Origin of the sequence: Enterobacter sp. PP-008-ECC_S150 (genome assembly GCF_045257065.1) — a bacterium.
GTDB lineage: Bacteria > Pseudomonadota > Gammaproteobacteria > Enterobacterales > Enterobacteriaceae > Enterobacter > Enterobacter chengduensis.
In genome coordinates this window covers 181,215-204,664 of sequence record NZ_JBJHHG010000001.1, presented here as the reverse complement: position 1 = coordinate 204,664, position 23,450 = coordinate 181,215, and the positions used below count along the sequence as shown (strand labels likewise).

21 protein-coding genes are annotated in these 23,450 nt (G+C 57.5%); 13 read left to right on the top strand and 8 right to left on the bottom strand.

Features of this window, described 5'->3' with window-relative positions; all coding sequences use genetic code 11:
- Window positions 1-51 precede the first annotated feature (51 nt).
- Both ACJBF3_RS00910 and dld read right to left on the bottom strand, forming a co-directional pair.
- Complete coding sequence (locus ACJBF3_RS00910) at window positions 52-606, bottom strand: GNAT family N-acetyltransferase (protein WP_045328049.1); 555 nt, start codon at window positions 604-606, stop codon at window positions 52-54.
- A 112-nt stretch (window positions 607-718) separates the two neighbouring features.
- Complete coding sequence (gene dld / locus ACJBF3_RS00905; RefSeq protein WP_045328051.1) at window positions 719-2,467, bottom strand: D-lactate dehydrogenase; 1,749 nt, start codon at window positions 2,465-2,467, stop codon at window positions 719-721.
- Between the two features lie 189 nt (window positions 2,468-2,656).
- Between dld and bglX the strand changes: the two genes are divergently transcribed.
- From bglX to ACJBF3_RS00880, 5 genes are all read left to right on the top strand, one after another.
- Complete coding sequence (bglX, locus tag ACJBF3_RS00900) at window positions 2,657-4,954, top strand: beta-glucosidase BglX (protein WP_045328053.1); 2,298 nt, start codon at window positions 2,657-2,659, stop codon at window positions 4,952-4,954.
- A 146-nt stretch (window positions 4,955-5,100) separates the two neighbouring features.
- Entirely contained in the window at window positions 5,101-6,018 is a 918-nt protein-coding gene (locus ACJBF3_RS00895; protein ID WP_045328055.1) for an ABC transporter substrate-binding protein, read from the top strand.
- Window positions 6,019-6,030: 12 nt separating this feature from the next.
- Entirely contained in the window at window positions 6,031-7,188 is a 1,158-nt protein-coding gene (locus ACJBF3_RS00890) for an ABC transporter permease (RefSeq protein ID WP_045328056.1), read from the top strand.
- On the top strand, window positions 7,181-8,131 hold the full coding sequence (locus ACJBF3_RS00885; RefSeq protein WP_045328057.1) for an ABC transporter ATP-binding protein: 951 nt from the start codon (window positions 7,181-7,183) through the stop codon (window positions 8,129-8,131). The genes ACJBF3_RS00890 and ACJBF3_RS00885 overlap by 8 nt, the downstream gene beginning before the upstream one ends.
- A complete protein-coding gene (locus tag ACJBF3_RS00880) occupies window positions 8,115-8,852 on the top strand; it encodes an ABC transporter permease (protein ID WP_045328058.1) in 738 nt (245 codons plus the stop codon). Before ACJBF3_RS00885 ends, ACJBF3_RS00880 begins: the two co-directional genes overlap by 17 nt.
- Here ACJBF3_RS00880 and ACJBF3_RS00875 read toward each other — a convergent pair.
- Both ACJBF3_RS00875 and mlrA read right to left on the bottom strand, forming a co-directional pair.
- Window positions 8,827-8,940, bottom strand: a complete 114-nt coding sequence (locus ACJBF3_RS00875) for a protein YohO (RefSeq protein WP_008500895.1) — start codon at window positions 8,938-8,940, stop codon at window positions 8,827-8,829. The two genes, ACJBF3_RS00880 and ACJBF3_RS00875, sit on opposite strands and share 26 nt — an antisense overlap.
- Window positions 8,941-9,009: 69 nt before the next feature.
- Window positions 9,010-9,750 (bottom strand): HTH-type transcriptional regulator MlrA, encoded by a 741-nt coding sequence (gene mlrA, locus ACJBF3_RS00870; RefSeq protein WP_045328060.1) that lies wholly within the window; start codon window positions 9,748-9,750, stop codon window positions 9,010-9,012.
- Between the two features lie 217 nt (window positions 9,751-9,967).
- On the opposite strand from mlrA, the gene ACJBF3_RS00865 reads away from it, so the two are divergent.
- From ACJBF3_RS00865 to ACJBF3_RS00855, 3 genes are read left to right on the top strand one after another with little or no spacing between them, the layout of a single operon-like run.
- A complete protein-coding gene (locus tag ACJBF3_RS00865) occupies window positions 9,968-11,653 on the top strand; it encodes a sensor histidine kinase (RefSeq protein WP_045328061.1) in 1,686 nt (561 codons plus the stop codon).
- Window positions 11,647-12,366 (top strand): two-component system response regulator BtsR, encoded by a 720-nt coding sequence (btsR, locus tag ACJBF3_RS00860; RefSeq protein WP_045328062.1) that lies wholly within the window; start codon window positions 11,647-11,649, stop codon window positions 12,364-12,366. The genes ACJBF3_RS00865 and btsR overlap by 7 nt, the downstream gene beginning before the upstream one ends.
- A 46-nt stretch (window positions 12,367-12,412) precedes the next feature.
- Complete coding sequence (locus tag ACJBF3_RS00855; protein ID WP_032641725.1) at window positions 12,413-12,883, top strand: DUF1456 family protein; 471 nt, start codon at window positions 12,413-12,415, stop codon at window positions 12,881-12,883.
- A gap of 73 nt (window positions 12,884-12,956) precedes the next feature.
- Here the strand turns inward: ACJBF3_RS00855 and metG are convergent, their stop codons facing one another.
- Entirely contained in the window at window positions 12,957-14,990 is a 2,034-nt protein-coding gene (gene metG / locus ACJBF3_RS00850; RefSeq protein ID WP_045328063.1) for a methionine--tRNA ligase, read from the bottom strand.
- 137 nt (window positions 14,991-15,127) lie between these two features.
- Here metG and apbC point away from each other — a divergent pair, with 137 nt between their 5' ends.
- A complete protein-coding gene (gene apbC, locus ACJBF3_RS00845) occupies window positions 15,128-16,237 on the top strand; it encodes an iron-sulfur cluster carrier protein ApbC (protein ID WP_045328064.1) in 1,110 nt (369 codons plus the stop codon).
- A gap of 93 nt (window positions 16,238-16,330) precedes the next feature.
- Here the strand turns inward: apbC and ACJBF3_RS00840 are convergent, their stop codons facing one another.
- The gene (locus ACJBF3_RS00840) at window positions 16,331-16,786 is read right to left on the bottom strand and encodes a GNAT family N-acetyltransferase (protein ID WP_045328065.1); all 456 of its coding nucleotides are present in this window, start codon (window positions 16,784-16,786) and stop codon (window positions 16,331-16,333) included.
- Window positions 16,761-17,093, bottom strand: a complete 333-nt coding sequence (locus tag ACJBF3_RS00835; RefSeq protein WP_023336316.1) for an RcnB family protein — start codon at window positions 17,091-17,093, stop codon at window positions 16,761-16,763. The genes ACJBF3_RS00840 and ACJBF3_RS00835 overlap by 26 nt, the downstream gene beginning before the upstream one ends.
- A gap of 486 nt (window positions 17,094-17,579) precedes the next feature.
- On the opposite strand from ACJBF3_RS00835, the gene ACJBF3_RS00830 reads away from it, so the two are divergent.
- From ACJBF3_RS00830 to ACJBF3_RS00815, 4 genes are all read left to right on the top strand, one after another.
- Window positions 17,580-18,719, top strand: coding sequence for a polysaccharide export protein (locus tag ACJBF3_RS00830; protein WP_045328066.1), 1,140 nt, complete (start codon window positions 17,580-17,582; stop codon window positions 18,717-18,719).
- Entirely contained in the window at window positions 18,719-19,168 is a 450-nt protein-coding gene (locus tag ACJBF3_RS00825) for a protein-tyrosine-phosphatase (RefSeq protein ID WP_045328067.1), read from the top strand. The genes ACJBF3_RS00830 and ACJBF3_RS00825 overlap by 1 nt, the downstream gene beginning before the upstream one ends.
- The gene (locus tag ACJBF3_RS00820) at window positions 19,168-21,348 is read left to right on the top strand and encodes a polysaccharide biosynthesis tyrosine autokinase (protein ID WP_045328068.1); all 2,181 of its coding nucleotides are present in this window, start codon (window positions 19,168-19,170) and stop codon (window positions 21,346-21,348) included. Before ACJBF3_RS00825 ends, ACJBF3_RS00820 begins: the two co-directional genes overlap by 1 nt.
- 76 nt (window positions 21,349-21,424) lie before the next feature.
- Entirely contained in the window at window positions 21,425-21,940 is a 516-nt protein-coding gene (locus ACJBF3_RS00815; RefSeq protein ID WP_045328069.1) for a protein disulfide oxidoreductase, read from the top strand.
- Between the two features lie 36 nt (window positions 21,941-21,976).
- Here the strand turns inward: ACJBF3_RS00815 and ACJBF3_RS00810 are convergent, their stop codons facing one another.
- Window positions 21,977-23,443 (bottom strand): aspartate aminotransferase family protein, encoded by a 1,467-nt coding sequence (locus tag ACJBF3_RS00810; RefSeq protein WP_045328070.1) that lies wholly within the window; start codon window positions 23,441-23,443, stop codon window positions 21,977-21,979.
- Between the last annotated feature and the right edge of the window lie 7 nt (window positions 23,444-23,450).

The window sequence follows — 23,450 nt, the reverse complement described above, 5'->3', positions numbered from 1 at the left end:
AAGACCTCGACACGTAGGCCCGGTAAGCGAAGCGCCACCGGGCGAAAGCGACTACTCCGGCAGCGTCCAGTCACCATCGTTGAGCGGGCGCTGCATAATCACCGTATCCCGCCAGTCGCCTTTCTTATACCCCACGCTGCGCAGCTGGCCGACAATCTCGAAGCCGTGCTTTTTATGCAGCCGCAGCGAGCCGGCGTTATTATTGCCATCTCCCACCACGGCAATCATCTGCCGCCACGGGCCTTGCTCGCAGCGTGCAATCAGCGCAGACATTAGCGCCGAGCCAAAACCGCGCCCGGTGATGCTGGCATCCACGTAAATCGACTCTTCCAGGGTATAGCGATAGGCGTGTCGCGGACGATAAGGGGTGGCGTAACAGTAGCCCACCACAATGCCGCGGTACAGCGCGATAAGCCACGGTAAACCGTGCTCAGCCACGCTTTTCATGCGATGACGCATTTCGTCGATGGTCGGAGGGACTTCCTCAAATGACGCGCGCCCGTGAAGCACATGCCAGGCATAAATGGCGGCGATGGCATGCACATCATCGGGAAGGGCATCGCGCACTTCCAGCTCGGTCTCGGATAAAACATCAATAGCCGACATGATGTGCCTGCTCCTCGTTATAGAATGCCGGAGAAACGTTTCTCCGGCGTAATACGGTTACTCTATTACGATTAAGGCGCGCTAAACAATCTCTCAAATTTGGCTGTAGGAATTAATCAGGCGCTTGCGTTATGGGCTGCTCGGCGTCTGCGCTCTCTTTCCAGTATTTCTTCCGCGTTGTTTTACCAATGCCGGGATTCATGCTGTTTGTAGGGTCATTCTCGCGATAAAACTGCTTAAGTGCGTCAGGGGCTTTATAAAGATGCCCAACGTTGTGTTCGGCAGGATATTGTGCGCCGCGCTCACGCAACAGGGCGAGCATCTGCTCCTTCAGCGCGTGGGCATCCACCCCTTTTTTGACAATGTAATCCTGATGGAAGACGTAGCACATAAAGTGGCCGTAATAGAGCTTGTGCACCAGCTTGCTGTCGATTTCCGGCGGCAGGTGCTCAAACCATTCGGTGTCGTTACGTCGCAGGGCGATATCCAGCGCCAGAATGTCCTCCACCTCTTCGGAATGCACCGCCTGGTAACGGATGGCGGCGCCTGCGGCGGCAAAGCGGTGCAGGAAGGCCTTGCTGCCCTCTTCAGGCGTACAGGCGAAGAAATCCCCTTCGGCGGTTTTGAAGAATTCGGTTAGCCAGCTCTGCGCTTCGGCGATCCCGTCCCCGGCCATTTTCAGCAGCAGATGGTGCTCGTACTTATCGCGCCAGGTTTTCATTCGCTCCGGAAGATGCGCCGGGAAAACATGGCCCAGCTTCTGCATAAAGCGGTCGGTGAAGTGGGGCTTGAACAGCGACACTTTCTCCAGCATCGCGTCGGTGCGACCCTTCATGGTGAAGAAGAACGGCATTTTGTCGGTGCCGAGCTTGTCGATCATCAGGAACGTATCTTTGCCGTAACGCTCGGCGATGTCGTAAATGTCCCGGTGCATGTACTCGCCCGCCACCGGCAGGTGGGTGAATTCGCCCAGAATATGACGACGGATCTCCGTCAGAACCTCAGGCTGGTTGGTGCCGATGTAAAATACCTGCTGCTTTTTCTCTGCCGGGAAGGTGTCGAGGCGGACCGCAAAAACGGCCAGCTTGCCCGCGCAGCCGGAAGATTCAAACAGGCGATCCGGATCGGCGTTGTAGCGCGCCGGCGTATCGGCGTCGATATCGCGCACGCGGGTGACGTAGTCATGATCGTGCGCATGGCGGCCGTCGTGCTGAACGTCCTCGTCCTTCACGCGATCGTCGTCGAGCTTGCTGAGGATCTGTTCCGGCGTGACGCCGAGATCGATACCCAGATGGTTCACCAGCGTCAGCTTGCCGTTTTCATCAATGCGGGCAAACAGCGACATCTCGGTGTAGGCCGGACCGCGCTGTACCAGCGAGCCGCCGGAGTTATTGCAGATCCCACCGACGACCGAAGCGCCAATGCAGGAGGAGCCAATCACCGAGTGCGGTTCGCGACCCAGCGGCTTAAGCGCTTTTTCCAGGGAGTAGAGCGTGGTGCCGGGGAAGGCGAGCACCTGCTCGCCCTTGTCCAGCAGGTGCAGCTTGTCGAGGCGCAGGGTGCTGATAATCACGATGTCACGATCGTAATCGTTGCCGTTCGGCGTGGAGCCTTCGGTCAGGCCGGTGTTGGCCGCCTGCATTAAAATAATCTTGTCGGCGGCGACGCAGGCGCTCAGCACGCGCCACAGCTCAAGCAGGGTGCCGGGGAAAACCACCGCCAGCGCGTCGCCCTGACCGGAGCGGAAGCCCTTGCGGTAGCGGGCGGTTTTAGCCGGGTCGGTAAGCAGGTGAGAGGAGCCAACCAGGCGCGACAGTTCGTTAATAAAAGTCGTGTTATCGTTTGTTCGAACAGAAGACATCTTCCACTCCTTGTGGTGGGGCAAATTTCTCGCTGTAAAGCATAGCGCGATTAACTGTTAAGCGGTCGAGTATTCACGAGAAAAATCAGAGAATAACCCTGCAACGTTCCGAGGGTTTGTGGCACACTGCGCTTTTCGCACGGTATGGCCGAGATCGTCCGGCGGTTATTGATGAGAGAGTAAAACGACATGAAATGGCTATGTTCTGTAGGTGTCGCCGTCAGCCTGGCGCTGCAACCTGCGCTGGCAGACGATTTGTTTGGCAATCACCCGCTCACGCCTGAAGCGCGCGACGCGTTTGTCACGGAATTGCTCAAGAAAATGACGGTCGATGAGAAGATCGGCCAGCTGCGTCTGATCAGCGTCGGCCCGGATAACCCGAAAGAGGCCATCCGCGAGATGATCAAAGACGGGCAGGTTGGGGCCATCTTTAATACCGTCACCCGCCAGGATATCCGCAAGATGCAGGATCAGGTGATGGATCTCAGCCGCCTGAAAATCCCGCTGTTCTTCGCCTATGACGTGGTGCACGGTCAGCGTACCGTTTTCCCGATTAGCCTCGGCTTAGCCTCCTCCTTTAACCTCGACGCGGTAAAAACCGTCGGGCGCGTGTCGGCGTATGAAGCGGCGGACGACGGCCTGAACATGACCTGGGCGCCAATGGTGGACGTCTCGCGCGATCCGCGCTGGGGCCGCGGGTCGGAAGGCTTCGGTGAAGATACCTATTTAACGGCCACGATGGGCAAAACCATGGTGGAAGCGATGCAGGGCAAAAGCCCGGCGGACCGCTACTCGGTGATGACCAGCGTCAAACACTTTGCGGCCTACGGCGCGGTGGAAGGCGGAAAAGAGTACAACACCGTCGACATGAGCCCTCAGCGCCTGTTCAACGACTACATGCCGCCGTACAAGGCTGGTCTGGATGCGGGCAGCGGCGCGGTGATGGTGGCGCTGAATTCGCTGAACGGCACGCCTGCGACCTCCGATTCCTGGCTGCTGAAAGACGTGCTGCGCGACCAGTGGGGCTTTAAGGGCATCACCGTTTCCGACCACGGCGCGATTAAAGAGCTGATCAAGCACGGTACGGCGTCCGACCCGGAAGACGCGGTGCGCGTGGCGCTCAAGTCCGGCATCAATATGAGCATGAGCGACGAGTATTACAGCAAGTACCTGCCGGGGCTGGTGAAGAGCGGCAAGGTCACGATGGCGGAGCTGGACGATGCGGCGCGTCACGTGCTGAACGTGAAATACGATATGGGGCTGTTTAACGATCCGTACAGCCACCTGGGCCCGAAAGAGTCTGACCCGGCTGACACCAACGCTGAAAGCCGCCTGCACCGCAAAGAGGCGCGTGACGTGGCGCGCGAAAGCCTGGTGCTGCTGAAAAACCGCCTCGATACGCTGCCGCTGAAAAAATCCGGCACCATTGCCGTGGTGGGCCCGCTGGCCGACAGCAAGCGCGACGTGATGGGCAGCTGGTCCGCCGCGGGCGTAGCCGACCAGTCGGTAACCGTGCTGACCGGCATCAAGAGCGCCGTGGGGAATAACGCCAAAGTGGTGTACGCCAAAGGGGCGAACGTCACCAACGATAACGACATCGTGACCTTCCTCAACCAGTACGAGGAAGCAGTGAAGGTCGATCCGCGCACGCCGAAGGAGATGATCGACGAGGCGGTGAATGCCGCGAAGCAGTCTGACGTCGTTGTCGCGGTCGTGGGCGAAGCGCAGGGGATGGCGCACGAGGCCTCCAGCCGGACCGACATCACGATTCCGCAGAGCCAGCGCGATCTGATCGCCGCCCTGAAAGCCACCGGCAAGCCGCTGTTGCTGGTGCTGATGAACGGTCGTCCGCTGGCGCTGGTGAAAGAGGACCAGCAGGCTGACGCCATTCTGGAAACCTGGTTCGCCGGTACCGAAGGCGGTAACGCCATCGCCGACGTGCTGTTTGGCGATTACAACCCGTCGGGCAAGCTGCCGATGTCCTTCCCGCGCTCCGTCGGGCAGATCCCGGTCTACTACAGCCACCTGAATACCGGTCGCCCGTATAACGCCGACAAGCCGAACAAGTACACCTCGCGTTACTTCGACGAAGCGAACGGCCCGCTCTATCCGTTTGGTTACGGCCTGAGCTACACCACCTTCAAGGTTTCTGACGTCAAAATGTCGGCCCCGACCCTGAAGCGTGACGGTAAGGTCACCGCCAGCGTTGAGGTGACCAACACCGGCAAGCGCGAAGGGGCAACGGTGATTCAGATGTACGTTCAGGATGTTACCGCCTCGATGAGCCGTCCCGTGAAGCAGCTGCGCGGCTTCGAGAAGGTCAACCTGAAGCCGGGCGAAACCCAAACCATCAGCTTCCCGATTGACGTCGATGCGCTGAAGTTCTGGAACCAGCAGATGAAATACGATGCGGAACCGGGCAAGTTTAACGTCTTTATCGGCGTGGATTCTGCCCGCGTGAACAAAGGCGAATTCGAGCTGCTGTAACGTTTCCCTCCTTTGCATCCCCCGTCTTGCGGGGGATGCGTCTTATCTTATGCTAAAAAGGCATTTCGCCGGGTAAATTCGCCGTTTTAAGCTACGCTTTTCACTCAAGCCTCTGAAAAAGGCGATAAAAAAATGAGGATAGCGGAATGACGATTAAAACGGGGATGGCCGTTTCGGCAGCGATACTTGCGGCGCTCAGCCTGCCGCTGCAGGCGGCGGAGCCGGTAAAAGTGGGCTCCAAGATCGATACCGAAGGCGCGCTGCTCGGCAACATCATCCTGCAGGTGCTGGAAAGCCACGGCGTAAAAACCGTCAATAAGGTTCAGCTGGGCACCACGCCCGTGGTGCGCGGGGCGATTACCTCCGGCGAACTGGATATCTACCCGGAATACACCGGCAACGGCGCATTCTTCTTCAAACAAGAAAACGATCCGGCATGGAAAAACGCTAAAGCCGGGTATGAGAAAGTCAAAAAACTCGACGCGGAGCAGAACAAGCTGGTCTGGCTGACCCCAGCTCCGGCCAACAACACCTGGACTATCGCCGTGCGCAAGGACGTGGCGGAGAAAGGCAAGCTGACTTCTCTGGCGGATCTCAGCCGCTATCTGAAAGAGAAGGGCGACTTTAAGCTTGCCGCGTCCGCGGAGTTTATCGAACGTCCTGACGCGCTCCCGGCGTTTGAAAAAGCCTACGACTTCAAGCTCGACCAGGCGCAATTGCTCTCGCTGGCGGGGGGGGATACCGCGGTGACCATCAAGGCGGCGGCGCAGCAAACCTCGGGCGTTAACGCGGCGATGGCCTACGGCACCGACGGCCCGGTGGCGGCGCTTGGCCTGCAAACACTGACCGATCCAAAAGGCGTGCAGCCGATTTACGCCCCGACCCCGGTCGTGCGTGAGGCAGTGTTGAAAGCCCATCCGGAGATTGCCGACTGGCTCAAGCCGGTTTTCGAAAAGCTGGATGAAAAAACGCTGCAGCAGCTGAATGCCAGCATTGCCGTCGAGGGACTGGATGCCAAAAAAGTGGCCGCCGACTTCCTGAAACAACAAGGGCTTGTGAAGTAACGGGAAAGGGCTGTGCCAATAAAATGTCATAACCGCGTCCTGCTGCTGTTGGCCTGCGTGGCCATCGCGGCGGTCGCGTTACCGTTTGTCAACGTTGCCCCAAACCGCCTGATGTCGGGGGAGGGCAAAGCGCTCTGGCAGGTCTGGTCGTTTACGCCGGGGTGGCTGGCGGCATCGCTGGGCGCGTGGGTCATCCTGTCGCTCTGGCAGGGGCGCCCGGCGCAGTGGCTGACGCTGCTCCTTTCTGAAGGGCTGTTTGTCATCCTGTTCTGGAGTGCCGGGCTGGCGGCGACGCATATGGCGTCGGCGGAAAGTCCGCTGGCGAGAACCACCATAGGCAGCGGACTGTGGCTGTGGCTGGCGCTCTGCCTGCTGGCCTGCAGCGATGCTATTCGTCGACTTATCGCCAGTTCCGTCTGGCGCTGGGTGCTCAATGCGCAGATATGGTGTATTCCATTATTCCTGCTGTTCAGCGGGGAGCTGAACAATCTCTCGCTGTTAAAAGAGTACGCCAACCGTCAGGAGGTGTTTGATGATGCCCTGGCGCAACACCTGACGATCCTCTTCGGCACGCTCTTTCCGGCGCTCCTGCTCGGGATACCGCTCGGCATGTGGTGCTATCGCCATCCTTCACGTCAGGGCGGAGTCTTTGCCGTGCTCAACGTCATCCAGACCATTCCCTCCGTTGCGCTGTTTGGCCTGCTGATTGCGCCCCTGGCCGGGCTGGTGAAGGCTGTTCCGGTGCTGGGAACGCTGGGCATAGCCGGAACGGGGCTAACGCCCGCCCTGATCGCGCTGGTGCTGTACGCGCTGCTGCCGCTGGTGCGCGGCGTGGTTGCGGGATTAGGCCAGGTCGCGCCGGACGTGCTGGAAACCGCCCATGCGATGGGAATGAGCGCCCGGCAGTGTTTCTGGAAGATTCAGCTGCCGCTGGCGCTGCCCCTGCTGCTGCGCAGCCTGCGGGTGGTGGCGGTCCAGACCGTCGGCATGGCGGTAATTGCCGCGCTGATTGGCGCGGGCGGCTTTGGCGCGCTGGTGTTCCAGGGGCTGCTGAGCAGCGCCCTCGACCTTGTGCTATTGGGCGTAGTGCCCACGATTGCGCTGGCGGTTGTCGTCGACGCGCTGTTTGCCTTATGGCTCGCGTTGCTCAGGAGAAGCGCCAATGATTGAATTTCATGATGTCAGTAAAACCTTTGCCGGTCGTCCGGCGGCAAGCCACCTGAACCTGAACTTTGCCGAGGGCGCCTTTTCCGTGCTGATCGGCACCTCCGGTTCCGGAAAATCGACCACGCTGAAGATGATCAACCGTCTGGTGGAGCACGACAGCGGGCTGATCCGCTTTGCCGGGGAGGAGATCCGCAGCCTGCCGGTGCTGGAGCTGCGCCGCCGGATGGGCTATGCCATTCAGTCCATCGGCCTGTTCCCCCACTGGACGGTGGCGCAAAACATCGCCACCGTGCTGCAGCTGGAGAAATGGTCGCGGGCAAAAATCGCCGATCGGGTTGATGAGCTGATGTCTCTGCTGGGACTGGAGCCCGCGCTGCGCGACCGCTATCCGCATCAGTTATCCGGTGGCCAGCAGCAGCGCGTGGGCGTGGCGCGCGCGCTGGCGGCCAACCCGCAGGTGCTGCTGATGGATGAGCCTTTTGGCGCGCTGGATCCGGTTACGCGCGGTGCGCTGCAGGCCGAGATGACCCGCATTCACCGCATTCTCGGACGCACCATCGTTCTCGTGACGCACGATATTGATGAAGCCCTGCGCCTGGCCGACCATCTTGTGCTGATGGATCATGGCGAGGTAGTGCAGCAGGGCTCGCCGCTTGAGCTGTTAACCTGGCCGAAAAACGACTTTGTGCGCGAGTTTTTTGGCCGCAGCGAGCTGGGCGTCAGGCTGCTCTCCCTGCGGACGGTGAGCGACTATATGCGCCGTGAGGCGGTGACGCTGGGCGGCGAACCGCTGCAGGAACAGATGAGCCTGCGGGATGCGCTCTCCGCGTTTGTCGCGCGGCAGTGCGAGGTGTTGCCCGTTTCGGATGTCCGGGGCGCGCCGTGCGGTACCTTACACTTTCGCGATCTGCTGGCCGGGGAGGTGACGCGTGAAGGCACTGCGTGATCCGCTCCTCTGGCTGATAGCGCTGTTTGTCGCCTTACTGTTTCTGATGCCCCACAGCGCGGCGCTGTTTAACAGCCTCTTTCCCGGGCTGCCGCGGCCGGTGTATCAGCAGGAGAGCTTTATTAATCTCGCCCTGGCGCATCTTTGGCTGGTGGCGCTCTCAAGCGCCATCGCGGTTGTGCTGGGCGTTGGGGCGGGCATCGCGGTCACGCGGCCTGCGGGAAAGGAGTTTCGTCCGCTGGTAGAGACAATAGCGGCCATTGGTCAGACGTTTCCGCCGGTGGCGGTGCTGGCGATTGCGGTGCCGGTGATGGGCTTTGGCCAGCAGCCGGCCATCATTGCGCTGATTTTATACGGCGTATTGCCGGTGCTGCAGGGCACGCTGGCGGGCATCGCGGCGGTACCGTCGTCCGTGCTGAGCGTGGCGGAAGGGATGGGGATGAGTCGCGGCCAGCGGCTGCGCAAGGTTGAACTGCCGCTTGCGGCACCGGTGATCGTTGCCGGGATCCGCACGTCGGTGATTATTAACATCGGGACGGCGACCATTGCGTCGACGGTCGGCGCCAATACGCTGGGAACGCCAATTATTATCGGCCTGAGCGGGTTTAATACGGCTTATATTGTGCAGGGGGCGGTGCTGGTCGCGCTGGCGGCCATCGTTGTAGACCGCGCTTTTGAGCGGCTGGCGCTCTACCTCAGCCGACACCGCCGCGAACGATAAACGAGTATCCTGCCAGCATTACGCCGCCGATACCGCTTACGGCCATCAGAACAAAAAGGGTAATAATGGCCAGTTTGGTTGCCTTCATCATGTGCTCCTGTTGTTAACGGAACAATTATACGGTGAAGCGCAGCTGTTAATGAACCATTAAATGCCGTTATGGCTCTTCCGGGCCAAGGGAGTAAACCGGGTAGCCATTCTCACGCCACTCCGTCAGCAGCTGTTGCTGCGTGGCGGAGGGCACTTCCCCGCACCAGACCAGCAGGGTCTGGCCGTCGAAAAACTCAGGTTTAAGCTGCGCCAGCGAGTGCGCCAGAACGTCCACGCGCCAGCCCTTCTGGGTGGCAATCCACGCTTCCAGCCACAGGCGGGTGGTATCGTGCACGTTCCAGCCGACCACCAGCGCATCTTTTCCGGCTTTGTTCTTCGCCGAGGCAAGGCAGACGGCGATGTAGTTGATCAGCACCCCGTCGAGCATGCTCAGCAGCGCCTGCAGGGTGGACTGCTGGCACTGCAGGCGTCGACGGAGCGGAATAAAAAGATGGGAGATCAGCGTCTGGGCCGGATAATCGCGGCCCTGCTCTTTTATCCACCCCCGCAGGCGCTGCAGGTTGCCTGCCTGCAGGAGCCGGAGCAGGGTTTCCTGCTGTTCACGCCAGAGGTGTTGCGTAGCCGGGTCGTCGTGACTCAGCAGGGACTTCACTTTGCCGACCTGCACCCCGTTGTCGATCCAGCTTTTAATTTCGCGGATGCGGTCGATGTCGGCCTCATTGAAAAGGCGATGCCCGCCGTCCGTTCTCTGCGGCTTGAGTAATCCGTATCGTCGCTGCCACGCCCGTAGGGTAACGGGATTGATATCACAAAGGAGTGCCACTTCACCGATTGTGTAAAGCGCCATATTCGCCCCCTGGCTTACGCGTCCCCAGCTTAACTGTAGACCCACTTTGCTGAACCAGGAAGGATTGGTTGTTTTTTGCACAAAGAATGCGAAGCGTATGCGATGTTATGAAAGAGGTGTGACAACGGACACGATTTTGCGCTTTTTTGGGATGCTTCAAAGAAAGTAAAGCCGCATCAGTGTATGTTACGCGTTTTTAGCGTGTGCGGTTTTGAGTATGTACGAGTTTAATCTGGTGCTGCTGTTGCTTCAGCAGATGTGCGTGTTTCTGGTTATTGCCTGGCTGATGAGCAAAACGCGCCTGTTTATTCCGCTGATGCAGGTTACCGTTCGTTTACCGCACAAGCTGCTTTGCTACGTCACCTTCTCTATTTTTTGCATTATGGGGACCTATTTCGGTCTCCATATCGAAGACTCCATTGCCAACACGCGCGCGATAGGCGCGGTCATGGGCGGGCTGCTCGGTGGCCCCGTCGTGGGTGGGCTGGTCGGCCTGACGGGCGGGCTGCACCGCTACTCGATGGGCGGCATGACGGCGCTCAGCTGCATGATCTCCACGATCGTCGAAGGTCTGCTCGGCGGGCTGGTTCACAGCTATATGATCAAGCGCGGCCGCCCGGACAAAGTCTTCAGCCCAATCACCGCGGGGGCGATTACCTTTGTCGCCGAAATGGCGCAGATGGCGATCATTCTGCTCATTGCCCGTCCGTTTGACGATGCGCTGCACCTGGTCAGCAGCATTGCCGCCCCGATGATGGTCACCAACACCGTCGGCGCGGCGCTGTTTATGCGCATTCTGCTCGACAAACGTGCCATGTTTGAGAAGTACACCTCGGCCTTTTCCGCCACGGCGCTGAAGGTCGCCGCCTCAACCGAAGGGATCCTGCGCCAGGGGTTCAACGAAGAGAACAGCATGAAGGTGGCGCAGGTGCTCTACAAGGAGCTGGATATCGGCGCGGTGGCCATCACCGACCGCGAGCGGCTGCTGGCCTTTACCGGGACCGGAGACGATCACCATCTGCCGGGTAAACCGATCTCCTCAGCCTATACGCTGCGCGCGATTGAAACCGGTGAGGTGGTGTATGCCGACGGAAACGAGGTGCCTTACCGCTGTTCGCTGCATCCGCAGTGCAAGCTGGGCTCCACGCTGGTTATTCCGCTGCGTGGGGAAAACCAGCGGGTGATGGGCACCATCAAGCTGTATGAGGCGAAAAACCGTCTGTTCAGCTCTATCAACCGCACCCTGGGGGAGGGGATTGCCCAGCTGCTCTCCGCGCAAATTCTCGCCGGGCAGTATGAGCGGCAGAAAGCCCTGCTGACGCAGTCCGAAATTAAGCTGCTGCATGCCCAGGTTAATCCGCACTTCCTGTTTAATGCCCTCAACACGCTCAAAGCGGTGATCCGCCGCGACAGCGATCAGGCCGCGCAGTTGGTGCAGTTTCTCTCGACCTTTTTCCGCAAGAACCTGAAGCGGCCGTCGGAGATCGTCACCCTCGCCGATGAGATTGAGCACGTAAATGCCTATCTGCAGATTGAGCAGGCGCGTTTCCAGTCGCGCCTGCAGGTGTCGCTCTCCGTGCCGGACGAGCTGGCGTACCAGCATCTTCCGGCCTTTACCCTGCAGCCTATTGTGGAAAATGCCATCAAGCACGGTACGTCACAGCTTCTGGGAACAGGGGAGATAACCATTGCCGCCAGCCGTTTTAACCACCATCTGGTGCTGGATATTGAAGATAATGCCGGGCTTTATCAGCCTTCCGCCTCCGGCGGTTTAGGGATGAGCCTGGTGGATAAACGCCTGCGCGCCCATTTTGGTGACGACTGCGGTATTACCGTCGCCTGTGAGCCAGACCGATTTACCCGTATTACCGTACGACTGCCGCTGGAGGAAAACGCATGTTAAGAGTGCTGATTGTGGATGACGAGCCGCTGGCACGGGAAAATCTGCGCGTTCTGCTGCAGGAGCAGCCGGACATTGAGGTGGTAGGAGAGTGCGCGAACGCCATTGAGGCCATCGGCGCGGTGCACAAACTGCGCCCGGACGTGCTGTTCCTCGACATTCAAATGCCCCGCATCAGCGGGCTGGAGATGGTCGGCATGCTTGACCCGGCGCATCGCCCCTACATCGTCTTTCTGACGGCGTTCGACGAATATGCCGTTAAGGCCTTCGAGGAGCACGCGTTTGACTATCTGCTCAAGCCGATTGAAGAGAAGCGTCTGGAAAAAACGCTCACCCGTTTACGCCAGGAGCGCACCGCCCAGGACGTCACGCTGCTGCCCGAAAACCAGCAGCCGCTGAAGTTTATCCCGTGCACCGGGCACAGCCGGATTTATCTTCTGCAGATGGATGACGTGGCATTTGTCAGCAGCCGCCTTAGCGGGGTGTTTGTCACCAGCGCGGAGGGAAACGAAGGGTTTACCGAGCTGACGCTGCGCACGCTGGAGAGCCGCACGCCGCTGATCCGCTGCCACCGGCAGTACCTGGTCAATATGGCGCACCTGAAGGAGATCCGCCTGGAAGATAACGGCCAGGCCGAGCTGGTGCTGCGTGCCGGGCAAACGGTACCCGTCAGCCGCCGCTATCTGAAGAGTTTGAAAGAGGCGATAGGGCTGTAAAGCTGGTACACTGCGCGCCATTGCATCATCGACATTCGAAGGCTCTATGCTAAGTAACGATATTCTTCGTAGCCTGCGCTACACCCTGAAAGCGAACAATAACGACATGGTGCGCATTCTTGCGCTCTCCGACATGGAATCCACGTCTGCGAGTTTTGACACGTGGATGACCAAAGAAGACGAAGAGGGCTTTGTCCGCTGCCCGGACATCATTCTGTCGGGGTTCCTGAACGGCCTGATTTACGATAAGCGTGGTAAAGATCCGGCCGCGCCAGAGCTGGCGCTTGAGCGTCGCGTAAACAACAACACGGTGCTGAAAAAGCTGCGCATCGCGTTCTCGCTGAAAACGGACGATATCGTGGCGATCATGACGGAGCAAAAATTCCGCGTATCCGTGCCGGAAGTGACCGCCATGATGCGCGCGGCGGACCATAAAAACTACCGCGAGTGCGGCGACCAGTTTTTGCGTAACTTCCTGCGCGGGTTGACCCACCGGGTGCATCACCCGAAGGCGTGATTTGCCCGTAGGCCGGGTAAGGCGAAGCCGCCACCCGGCAAAAAAAAGCCGGAGATAATCTCCGGCTTTTGCGTTATTTCACCTGCTGACCCGGCTTCGCGCCTTCGTCAGGGCTAAGCAGGAAGATATCTTTCCCGCCAGGGCCTGCGGCCATCACCATCCCCTCAGAGATGCCGAAGCGCATTTTGCGCGGCGCCAGGTTCGCCACCATCACGGTCTGACGACCAATCAGCACCTGCGGGTCCGGGTAGGCTGAACGGATGCCGGAGAAGACGTTACGCTTCTCGCCGCCCAGATCCAGCGTCAGGCGCAGCAGCTTGTCGGAGCCTTCCACGAATTCCGCGTTTTCAATCAGCGCCACGCGCAGGTCGACTTTAGCGAAATCATCAAAGGTGATGGTTTCCTGAATCGGATCGTCCGCCAGCGGGCCGGTCACCGGAGCCGCAGCCGCCTTCACCTCTTCTTTAGACGCTTCTACCAGGGCTTCAACCTGCTTCATCTCGATGCGGTTGTACAGCGCCTTGAAGGTATTCACCTTGTGGCCGAGCAGCGGCTGCTGGATGGCATCCCAGGTCAGCTCGGTGTTCAGGAATGCTTCAGCACGGGCTGCCAGCTGCGGCAGCACCGGCTTCAGCCAGGTCATCAGCACGCGGAACATGTTCAGACCCATGGTGCAGATCGCCTGCAGGTCGGCATCGCGGCCTTCCTGTTTCGCGACCACCCACGGTGCCTGTTCGTCCACATAGCGGTTGGCCACGTCGGCCAGCGCCATGATTTCACGGATCGCTTTACCGAATTCACGGCTTTCCCAGGCTTCGCCAACCGCAGCGGCGGCGTCGGTGAAGGTTTTATACAGCTCAGGATCGGCCAGTTCGGCAGAAAGCACGCCGTCAAAACGCTTGGCGATAAAGCCCGCGTTACGGGACGCCAGGTTCACCACCTTGTTGACGATGTCCGCATTCACGCGCTGCACGAAATCTTCCAGGTTCAGGTCGATATCGTCGATGCGGGAAGAGAGCTTCGCGGTGTAGTAGTAGCGCAGGCTGTCCGCGTCGAAGTGGTTCAGCCAGGTGCTGGCCTTAATGAACGTTCCGCGGGACTTGGACATCTTCGCGCCGTTCACCGTTACGTAGCCGTGTACGAACAGGTTGGTTGGCTTGCGGAAGCTGCTGCCTTCCAGCATCGCCGGCCAGAACAGGCTGTGGAAGTAGACGATGTCTTTACCGATGAAGTGGTACAGCTCGGCGGTGGAATCTTTCTTCCAGTATTCGTCGAAGCTCACGGTGTCGCCACGCTTGTCGCACAGGTTCTTGAAGGAGCCCATGTAGCCGATTGGCGCGTCCAGCCAGACGTAGAAGTATTTGCCCGGCGCGTTCGGGATTTCGAAGCCGAAGTACGGCGCATCGCGGGAGATATCCCACTGCTGCAGGCCGGATTCGAACCACTCCTGCATCTTGTTCGCCACCTGCTCCTGCAGCGCGCCGCTGCGGGTCCACGCCTGCAGCATTTCGCTGAAGGACGGCAGGTCGAAGAAGAAGTGCTCGGAGTCACGCATCACAGGGGTGGCACCGGATACCACGGATTTCGGTTCGATAAGCTCGGTCGGGCTGTAGGTTGCGCCGCACACTTCGCAGTTATCGCCGTACTGATCCGGGGATTTACATTTCGGGCAGGTGCCTTTGACGAAACGGTCCGGCAGGAACATGCCTTTTTCCGGATCGTACAGCTGGGAGATGGTGCGGTTTTTGATAAAACCGTTCTCTTTCAGACGCGTGTAGATCAGCTCCGACAGCTCGCGGTTCTCGTCGCTGTGGGTGGAGTGATAGTTGTCATAGCTGATGTCAAAGCCAGCAAAATCAGTCTGATGCTCCTGACTCATTTCGGCAATCATCTGCTCCGGGGAAATGCCCAGCTGCTGCGCTTTCAGCATGATCGGCGTGCCGTGAGCATCGTCCGCACAGATGAAATTAACCTCGTGGCCGCGCATTCGCTGGTAACGGACCCAGACATCAGCCTGGATATGCTCCAGCATGTGGCCGAGGTGGATTGAGCCGTTGGCGTACGGCAGCGCGCACGTTACCAGAATTTTCTTCGCGACTTGAGTCATAGTAGGCATTACTTCTTTTAACTGTGAAAAGGGTTTTTGATATTACCAAAAGGGGCATTATTAAGTAAGCACAAAGCACGGCCTTTCAGGTAAACTTGTTCATCTAAGGTCTTATTCACAAGAACAAAGGAGTCGGGATGAGTTCTCAATCCCAGGCCAAATCACCGGAAGCCTTACGAGCAATGGTCGCCGGGACGCTGGCTAACTTTCAGCATCCAACCCTGAAGCACAATCTTACGACGCTGAAAGCGTTACACCACGTTGCCTGGCTCGACGATACGCTGCACGTTGAGCTGCAGATGCCGTTCGTCTGGACAAGCGCCTTTGACGCGCTGAAAGATCAGACCAGCGCTGAGCTGCTGCGCATTACCGGTGCGAAGGCAATCGACTGGAAGCTGAGCCACAGCATCGCCACGCTGAAACGAGTGAAAAATCAGCCTGGCGTGAACGGCGTGAAAAACATCATTGCCGTCAGCTCGGGCAAGGGCGGGGTCGGGAAATCCTCTACCGCCGTTAACCTGGCGCTGGCGCTGGCAGCGGAAGGGGCAAAGGTCGGTATTCTGGATGCTGACATCTACGGTCCGTCTATTCCGAACATGCTGGGCGCGGAAAACCAGCGTCCAACCTCGCCGGACGGCACCCACATGGCGCCAATCATGGCGCACGGTCTGGCGACCAACTCCATCGGTTACCTGGTGACTGACGATAACGCCATGGTCTGGCGCGGCCCGATGGCCAGCAAGGCGCTGCTGCAGATGCTGCAGGAGACGATGTGGCCGGATCTGGATTATCTGGTGCTGGATATGCCGCCGGGAACCGGTGACATTCAGCTCACGCTGGCGCAGAACATTCCGGTGACGGGCGCCGTCGTGGTGACTACGCCGCAGGATATCGCGCTGATCGACGCCAAGAAAGGCATCGTGATGTTCGAGAAGGTGGAAGTGCCGGTGCTCGGTATCGTTGAGAACATGAGCGTGCACATCTGCAGCAACTGCGGGCACCACGAACCTATCTTCGGTACGGGTGGCGCAGAAAAACTGGCCGCGAAGTATCACACCCAGCTGCTGGGTCAGATGCCGCTGCACATTACCCTGCGTGAAGATCTGGACAGCGGAAAGCCGACGGTCGTCAGCCGTCCGGACAGCGAATTTGCAGAAATGTATCGTCAGCTGGCGGGACGCGTTGCGGCGCAGCTTTACTGGCAGGGCGAAATCATTCCGGGCGAAATCGCCTTCCGCGCGGTGTAATTCCTCTGCGCTTAAGTGCCGGGTGGCGGCTTCGCCTTACCCGGCCTACGAAATACGGTGTTGTAGGTCAGGTAAGCGAAGCGCCACCTGACTTTACCCAAGCCGATAATGCATCAGATAATACTCTCCGTCCGGAGATTCACCCGTCGCCTCAATGTGCCAGCCGTGACGCTGGTAAAACGCAACAGCCCGCGCATTCTTCACCAGACACTTAAGCGAACCCGTACTGGTAAACGTCTTCTGAACCTGCTCGAGAAGCAACTGCCCGACCCCGAGTCCTTGATACTGCGGGTCCACAAAGAGGTTGTGCAGGAAATTATCGTTCGTCCAGACGGAGGCAAAACCCAGGCGGTGACCGTTCTGAACAGCCACCCAAATCACTTCGTCACGGGTTGCCGCGTCAAAATCTTCAAGCTGCCAGTCCGCGCTGTCCAGCCATGGCCAGGCTTCACGCCGCGCGCGGAGATAGAGCGTGCGCAGGAAAGGGCGGTCACTTTCCTGCCAGGGGCGAATCAGAACCGAGTTAGCGGTGATAGAAAATATCTCCATTGTAAGCTTTGTAGATTTTGCCGTCTGCATCGCCGATCAGCACATAGTTTTCACCCATGTAGGTCCAGTGGGTTCCGGCATCCGGAGCCGGCAGGTTACGCAGCTGGTACTGTTTGATGGTGTACTCCGGCGTTTGATACTGCGCCGGCGCCGTGTCGCCAATCTTGAATTTCGTGAAGTCAGCGATGAACTCTTGTTCTTCATAGGCCTTGATGCCGGATGGCGCAGCGGCGGTTTGCGGGGCAGCGAATGCGGAGCCCGCCAGAGACAGTAATACACCCAGAAGCAGCAATTTACGCTTAGCCATTTTTTCTCCAGTGATATCGTTACGGATACTTTTCGTCTGCGGGTCGTGCAAAGCGGAGCAGACAGTCCATTTTAAGTATCAACACAGGGTATGTTTGAAAAAAAATGTAACAAAACTGGACGGTTTTGTGTAGTCGAATTGGGTGATGTTTATCACTGCCATGAATATTGTTCTTGGTTTGTATTTTTAATATTTATTATTTCATTAATCAATTCTGAAAATAACTTTCTCTGTCAAAATTGGACATCTATGCGAATGCTTTCCCTCGGAAGAAGATTTAATATTGTCTTCGAATGAAGCGCGCTTGCTTCCGTTTTAGTACAAGGTCGAGTATTGGCTTTGTGTTTCAGAAAGCGGTTTAGTCACGTTTCACAATGTCAGAATTTCATACTGCAGAATAATAATCAATTAAATTTCATAAAGTTAGCTTAGTTAGTTTTGCAGGCTTGCCGATAAACGCAACGTTAAAAAGAAATATTTATATAAATGAAAAGTACAACTGCATTTTCGCTGTTATTTCTTACTGTTAGTCAGTTAACAGGATGTGTATTTTCTCCTGGCCAGAACTTGAGCGTATCCGGGAAAAAAGTTATTGCGACGGAAGATGTAAATTATCAGCTTGATAAGCGCGTGGAGATTTACCCACTGACGCCGGGATTGATTGAAAAGCTGCGTCCGACCGTGTCGAAATCTCAGGCAAATCCTACTCTGGATGAACAGATCAAAAACTGGGAATACCGTATTGGCACGGGTGACATCCTGACGGTCACCGTCTGGGATCATCCTGAATTAACGACGCCTGCAGGCCAATACCGTAGCGCGAGCGATGCCGGCAACTGGGTCAACGCCGATGGTACGCTCTTTTATCCCTACATCGGCAAGCTGCGGGTGGCGGGAAAAACGGTTTCACAGGTACGGGAAGAGATTACGGCTCGACTGGATAAAGTCATTGAGAGCCCGCAGGTGGACGTCAGTATCGCCGCCTTCCGCTCGCAAAAAGCCTACGTCACCGGAGAGGTCGAAAAATCGGGGCAACAACCGATAACCAATATTCCGCTGACGGTGATGGATGCGGTCAACGCCGCTGGCGGTCTTTCTGCGGATGCTGACTGGCGTAATGTCGTGCTGACGCACGATGGCCATGATTCACGCCTTTCGCTCTACGCGCTGATGCAGCATGGCGATTTGACGCAGAATAAGCTGCTTTATCCGGGCGATATCCTGTTTATTCCTCGCAACGACGCGCTGAAAGTGTTCGTCATGGGCGAGGTGGTTAAGCAGAGCACGCTTAAGATGGATCGTAGCGGCATGACGCTGGCTGAAGCGCTGGGCAATGCCGGGGGGCTCAACCAAAATATGGCCGATGCAACCGGCATTTTTGTCATTCGGCAGGTATCTCAAAAAGGCGACACGGGCAAAATTGCCAACATCTATCAACTGAATGCGGAAGATGCGTCAGCCATGGTACTGGGCACGGAATTCCAGCTCGAACCGTATGACATTGTCTACGTGACTACCGCACCGTTGTCGCGCTGGAATCGCGTGATCGCCCAGCTGGTGCCAACCATCAGCGGCGTCCATGACCTGACCGAAACCGTTCGTTACATCAGATCGTGGCCGCAGTAATGTTCCAGTCGATCTTAGTGGTCTGCACCGGCAATGTTTGCCGCTCACCGATTGGTGAGCGGCTGTTGCGTCAGCAACTACCCGGCAAACAGGTGACCTCAGCAGGTATTTTTGGGCTCGAAGGGCACCCGGCGGACGCGGCTGCGCAGGCTGTTGCCTGGCGTCATGGCGTTTCGCTGGAGGGACATATTGCCCGCAAGGTGACGCGTAGCCTGTTGCAAAAGTCCGATTTGATTCTGGTGATGGAGCCGGAACACCTCCGTTTCATCGCCACAATGGCCCCGGAGAACCGGGGAAAATCGCTGCTCTTTGGACAATGGCTGGAAACCAGGGACATTCCCGACCCGTATCACAAAAGTCGCGAAGCCTATGAATATGTTTTCGAGCAATTAGGAAAAGCCAGTCGGGAATGGGCTCGTCGTTTGAGTCAACAAGGAATAAAGCAGTAATGTCGTCTTCAAAATCAGAAAAATATAGTGCTGCGACGCCGCAGAATAATGAGATCGATCTTCTTCAGCTGCTTGCTGAGATGTTTGATCACCGTGTGATGATTGCGTGTGTCACGCTCCTGCTCACGGCATGTGCGGGGATCTACGCGTTCAGCACCACGCCAGTTTATCAGGCGGATGCCCTGGTACAGGTTGAAGCAAAGCAGAATAATTCGTTGCTCAAGAACCTGACCCCTTTCGAGTCCGATCTCTCGCCAGACGTCGCGCCAGAACTGTTACTCCTCAAATCACGAATGATCCTGGGAGAGACCGTTGATCAGCTTGGCCTGACGATCATCGTTAAGCGACGCGTATTCCCTGTTATTGGGTCGTTATGGGAAAAGGTGCAGGGCCGTAAACCCGATACAATTACGATTGGCGAGCTGACCATTCCTCTTCTTGACGGTAAGCCGCAAACGCTTTTACTCACCGTACAGGAGCAAGGGCGGTATCGTCTTGAAGGTAAAACGCTTACGGCAGAGGGCGTTGTCGGGAAAACGCTGGTTAAAGACGGAATATCGCTTCTGGTGACCTCTCTCAGTGCGGAGCCCGGCGCCCAGTTAACCCTCCAAACCGTTTCAAGGCTCGACGCGATCAACGCCATTCAGGACAGGCTTACGGTTGTGGAGTCGGCGAAACAGAGCGGTATGATTGCATTAACGTTAACGGGTGAAGACCCCGGCAAGATCGCCACAGTGCTGAATACGATTGCTGAAAATTATCTCAGCCAGAACATTGCGCGCCAGGAAGCGAAAGATTCCCGCAGCCTCACGTTTTTACAGGGGCAGCTACCTAAGATCAGTCGAGAACTGGATGAAGCCGAAGCGCGTCTGAATGCCTACAGAGAGCAGCGCGATTCCGTCGACTTATCTCTGGAGGCGAAGTCAGTCCTTGATCAGGTGGTCAACGTGGAGAATCAGCTAAACGAGCTGACGTTCCGCGAAGCCGAAGTTTCCCAGCTTTTCAAAAAGGACCATCCTACCTATCGTGCATTACGGGAGAAGAAACAGACGCTGGAGCGGGAGCGTGCGCGTCTGAACAACCGCGTCTCGTCCATGCCTTCCACACAGCAGGAGATATTACGCCTGAGTCGCGACGTTGAATCCGGACGAACCATCTACCTGCAGTTGCTGACGCGTCAGCAAGAGCTGAGTATCTCGCGCTCCAGCGCTATCGGCAACGTGCGGATTATCGATCCGGCCGTGACGCAGTCAGTCCCAATCAAGCCGCGCAAAGCGCCCATTATCATACTGGGTATGGTGGTGGGGTTGATACTCTCTGCCGGAACGGTTTTAGTGCGCTCAGCCTTTAAGCGAGGTATTACCTCGTCAGAACAGCTGGAAGTTCAGGGGATACCGCTCCTGGCGACGCTCCCGCGCTCGGTGTGGCTGTGGAAAAAAACGCACCTGCGCAGGAGAAACCTGTTTGCTTCCCACTGGAAGCACAGGACGTCGAACATACCGTTTCTGCCCGTCGACCGTCCGGCAGATATGTTTGTCGAGGCGGTACGCGGGCTGCGCACCAGCCTGCATTTTACCATGATGGATGCCGCAAACCGGACCGTGGTGGTGTCTGGACCCACGCAGGACTGCGGAAAGACGCTGGTCAGTACGTCACTGGCGTCGATTGCCGCTCAGGCCGGACAGCGAGTGCTGTTTATTGATGCGGATATGCGTAAGGGGTATGTCCACAATGTTTTCAAACTGAGCAATCATCAGGGATTATCCAGCGTGCTCGAAGGAGATGTTGAGTGGCAGGAGGCGATTCAACGCGTCGAGAAAGGCGGTTTTGATGTATTGACCTCCGGACCCCAACCTTCACATCCCGTTGAGCTGCTCATGTGTGAACGCTTCAAGAACATGATGTCGGAGATAGACAAACGTTATGACATCGTCATTGTCGATACCCCACCCGTGCTTGCCGTAACGGATGCCTTGTTGGTAGCCAGAGCAGCGGCCACCACGCTGCTGGTCGCCCGATTTGGTAAAACCAGCGTCAAGGAGATCGAGAACTGCCTGAAGCGTCTGGCGCAAATGGGTGTGCAGGTGAATGGCGCGATCCTCAATGATATCGTGAAATCGGCTGCGCTCTATTACAACTCGGGGTATAGCCATTACGACTACGGCTACACCCGGGAGTAAACCTGGCGCGACACTTCTTTACAGCATGGTGGCGTTTTGCCCGTTAAGATGACCTTCGTTAAAACATGAGGTCACAATGGATAACCGCAAAATCAGCCGACTGCGCCGCTGGGTGCGGGAAGGGATCATACTCGTTCTGCTGACGCTGGCCGTGGCGTGGGGTGTTGATCAATATCGGAAACCGACGCTTCCCGCCAGCTTTAGTGCCACACCGATGCAAAGCATTGACGGCAAGATTCACGATATCGCGGCGCTCAGCCAGGATCGCCCGCTGCTGATTTACGTCTGGGCCACCTGGTGCAGCATTTGCCGCTACACGACGCCTTCGGTTAATAAGCTGGCAGAAGAGGGCGGGAACGTCATCAGCATCGCCATGCGCTCCGGCGATGATGCGAAGCTCGCCCGCTGGGTCGAGAAGAAAAGCCTGCGTATGCCGGTGATAAACGATGAGAACGGTGCGCTGTCGCAGCAGTGGCAGGTGAGCGTCACGCCAACGCTGGTCATTGTATCGGAGGGTAATGTGGTCAGCACGACGACGGGCTGGACGAGCTACTGGGGATTAAAAGCCAGAATGTGGTGGGCAGGGATATAAAAATCACCCCTCTCCCGGCGGAAGAGGGGTGTTGGATTACTTCGCCAGAACTTCCTGCGCGGTGCGCTCAACCAGAGACAGCAGGATTTTAATATCTTCCAGCGTCACGGTTGGGTTCAGCAGCGTCAGCTTCAGGCAGGTCACGCCGTTATGCTCGGTCACGCCGACGTTCGCACGGCCGGATTCCAGCAGGGCATCACCAATTTTCTGGTTCAGCAGGGCGATACCCGCATCGTCCATCTGCACCTGGCCACGGAAGCGGAACAGCACGCTTGCCAGCTGCGGCTGCATAACCAGTTCCAGAGCAGGCTGCTCTTTCACGTAGGCTGCAACCTGCTGCGCCAGCGTTACGCCGTGATCGATGATCGCCGCGTATTGCTCTTGCCCCAGTGCTTCCAGGCTCATCCACAGCTTCAGCGCGTCAAAACGACGGGTGGTCTGCAGAGATTTAGACACCAGGTTAGGCACGCCCGCTTCTTCGTCAAACTCAGAGTTCAGGTACGCCGCCTGATAGCGCATCAGCTCATAGTGGCGCGCTTCTTTCAGCAGGAACGCGCCGCAGCTGATGGTCTGGAAGAACTGTTTGTGGAAGTCCAGGGTGACGGAATCCACCAGCTCAATGCCGTCCAGGTATTGACGATACTGCTCGGACATCAGCAGCGCGCCGCCCCAGGCCGCATCTACGTGTACCCAGATGTTCTGCTTCGCGGCCAGTTCTGCAATCGCACGCAGCGGATCGATAGCACCCGCATCGGTGGTACCTGCCGTCGCGACGATCGCCAGAATCTGTTCACCGTTCGCATTGCACTGTTCAATTTTCGCCGCCAGATCGGACAGATCCATACGGGAGAATTCGTCCGTTTTCACCTGCACCACGGACTGGTAGCCCAGACCCATCAGCGCCATGTTTTTCTGCACGGAGAAGTGCGCGTTTTCGGAGCACAGCACGCGAATTTTACGCAGATCGCCCACCAGGCCATCCTGCTGAACGGAGTGACCCTGGCGCGCAAAGAACGCATCGCGAGCCAGCATCAGGCCCATCAGGTTGCTCTGAGTACCACCGCTGGTGAAGACACCTGCGTCGCCGGCCTGATAACCCACGCGGGTACGCAGCCACTCGATCAGTTTGATCTCGATAATGGTTGCGGACGGGCTTTGATCCCAGGAGTCCATACTCTGGTTGGTGGCGTTGATCAGCACTTCCGCCGCCTGGCTTACCACCAGGCTTGGGCAGTGCAGGTGCGCCACACACTGCGGGTGATGAACGGACAAGCTGTCTTTCAGGAAGAACTCCACGGCGCGTTCAATCGCCGCTTCGTTACCCAGCCCTTTCGGGTTGAAATCCAGCTTAATACGGTCGCGCAGTTCCGCGACCGTTTTGCCCTGGTACATCTCAGGCTGCTTCAGCCACTGCATCACAGCCTGAGTGCTTTGTTCAATCGCCTGCTGGTAAGCGTCAATGCTCTGCGCAGAGGAGAACAAAATTGGGTTTGAATCAGACATCGTAATC

What these genes read in the sequence shown, in the direction of transcription:
- ACJBF3_RS00910 (WP_045328049.1), bottom strand. Translation starts at nt 606, where the DNA reads ATGTCGGCTATTGATGTTTTATCCGAGACCGAGCTGGAAGTGCGCGAT.
- ACJBF3_RS00835 (WP_023336316.1), bottom strand. Translation starts at nt 17,093, where the DNA reads ATGGCTAAGCGTAAATTGCTGCTTCTGGGTGTATTACTGTCTCTGGCG.
- ACJBF3_RS00885 (WP_045328057.1), top strand. Translation starts at nt 7,181, where the DNA reads ATGATTGAATTTCATGATGTCAGTAAAACCTTTGCCGGTCGTCCGGCG.
- ACJBF3_RS00855 (WP_032641725.1), top strand. Translation starts at nt 12,413, where the DNA reads ATGCTAAGTAACGATATTCTTCGTAGCCTGCGCTACACCCTGAAAGCG.
- ACJBF3_RS00830 (WP_045328066.1), top strand. Translation starts at nt 17,580, where the DNA reads ATGAAAAGTACAACTGCATTTTCGCTGTTATTTCTTACTGTTAGTCAG.
- apbC (WP_045328064.1), top strand. Translation starts at nt 15,128, where the DNA reads ATGAGTTCTCAATCCCAGGCCAAATCACCGGAAGCCTTACGAGCAATG.
- ACJBF3_RS00820 (WP_045328068.1), top strand. Translation starts at nt 19,168, where the DNA reads ATGTCGTCTTCAAAATCAGAAAAATATAGTGCTGCGACGCCGCAGAAT.
- ACJBF3_RS00865 (WP_045328061.1), top strand. Translation starts at nt 9,968, where the DNA reads ATGTACGAGTTTAATCTGGTGCTGCTGTTGCTTCAGCAGATGTGCGTG.
- ACJBF3_RS00840 (WP_045328065.1), bottom strand. Translation starts at nt 16,786, where the DNA reads ATGGAGATATTTTCTATCACCGCTAACTCGGTTCTGATTCGCCCCTGG.
- bglX (WP_045328053.1), top strand. Translation starts at nt 2,657, where the DNA reads ATGAAATGGCTATGTTCTGTAGGTGTCGCCGTCAGCCTGGCGCTGCAA.
- ACJBF3_RS00825 (WP_045328067.1), top strand. Translation starts at nt 18,719, where the DNA reads ATGTTCCAGTCGATCTTAGTGGTCTGCACCGGCAATGTTTGCCGCTCA.
- ACJBF3_RS00895 (WP_045328055.1), top strand. Translation starts at nt 5,101, where the DNA reads ATGACGATTAAAACGGGGATGGCCGTTTCGGCAGCGATACTTGCGGCG.
- dld (WP_045328051.1), bottom strand. Translation starts at nt 2,467, where the DNA reads ATGTCTTCTGTTCGAACAAACGATAACACGACTTTTATTAACGAACTG.
- ACJBF3_RS00815 (WP_045328069.1), top strand. Translation starts at nt 21,425, where the DNA reads ATGGATAACCGCAAAATCAGCCGACTGCGCCGCTGGGTGCGGGAAGGG.
- metG (WP_045328063.1), bottom strand. Translation starts at nt 14,990, where the DNA reads ATGACTCAAGTCGCGAAGAAAATTCTGGTAACGTGCGCGCTGCCGTAC.
- ACJBF3_RS00875 (WP_008500895.1), bottom strand. Translation starts at nt 8,940, where the DNA reads ATGAAGGCAACCAAACTGGCCATTATTACCCTTTTTGTTCTGATGGCC.
- btsR (WP_045328062.1), top strand. Translation starts at nt 11,647, where the DNA reads ATGTTAAGAGTGCTGATTGTGGATGACGAGCCGCTGGCACGGGAAAAT.
- mlrA (WP_045328060.1), bottom strand. Translation starts at nt 9,750, where the DNA reads ATGGCGCTTTACACAATCGGTGAAGTGGCACTCCTTTGTGATATCAAT.
- ACJBF3_RS00810 (WP_045328070.1), bottom strand. Translation starts at nt 23,443, where the DNA reads ATGTCTGATTCAAACCCAATTTTGTTCTCCTCTGCGCAGAGCATTGAC.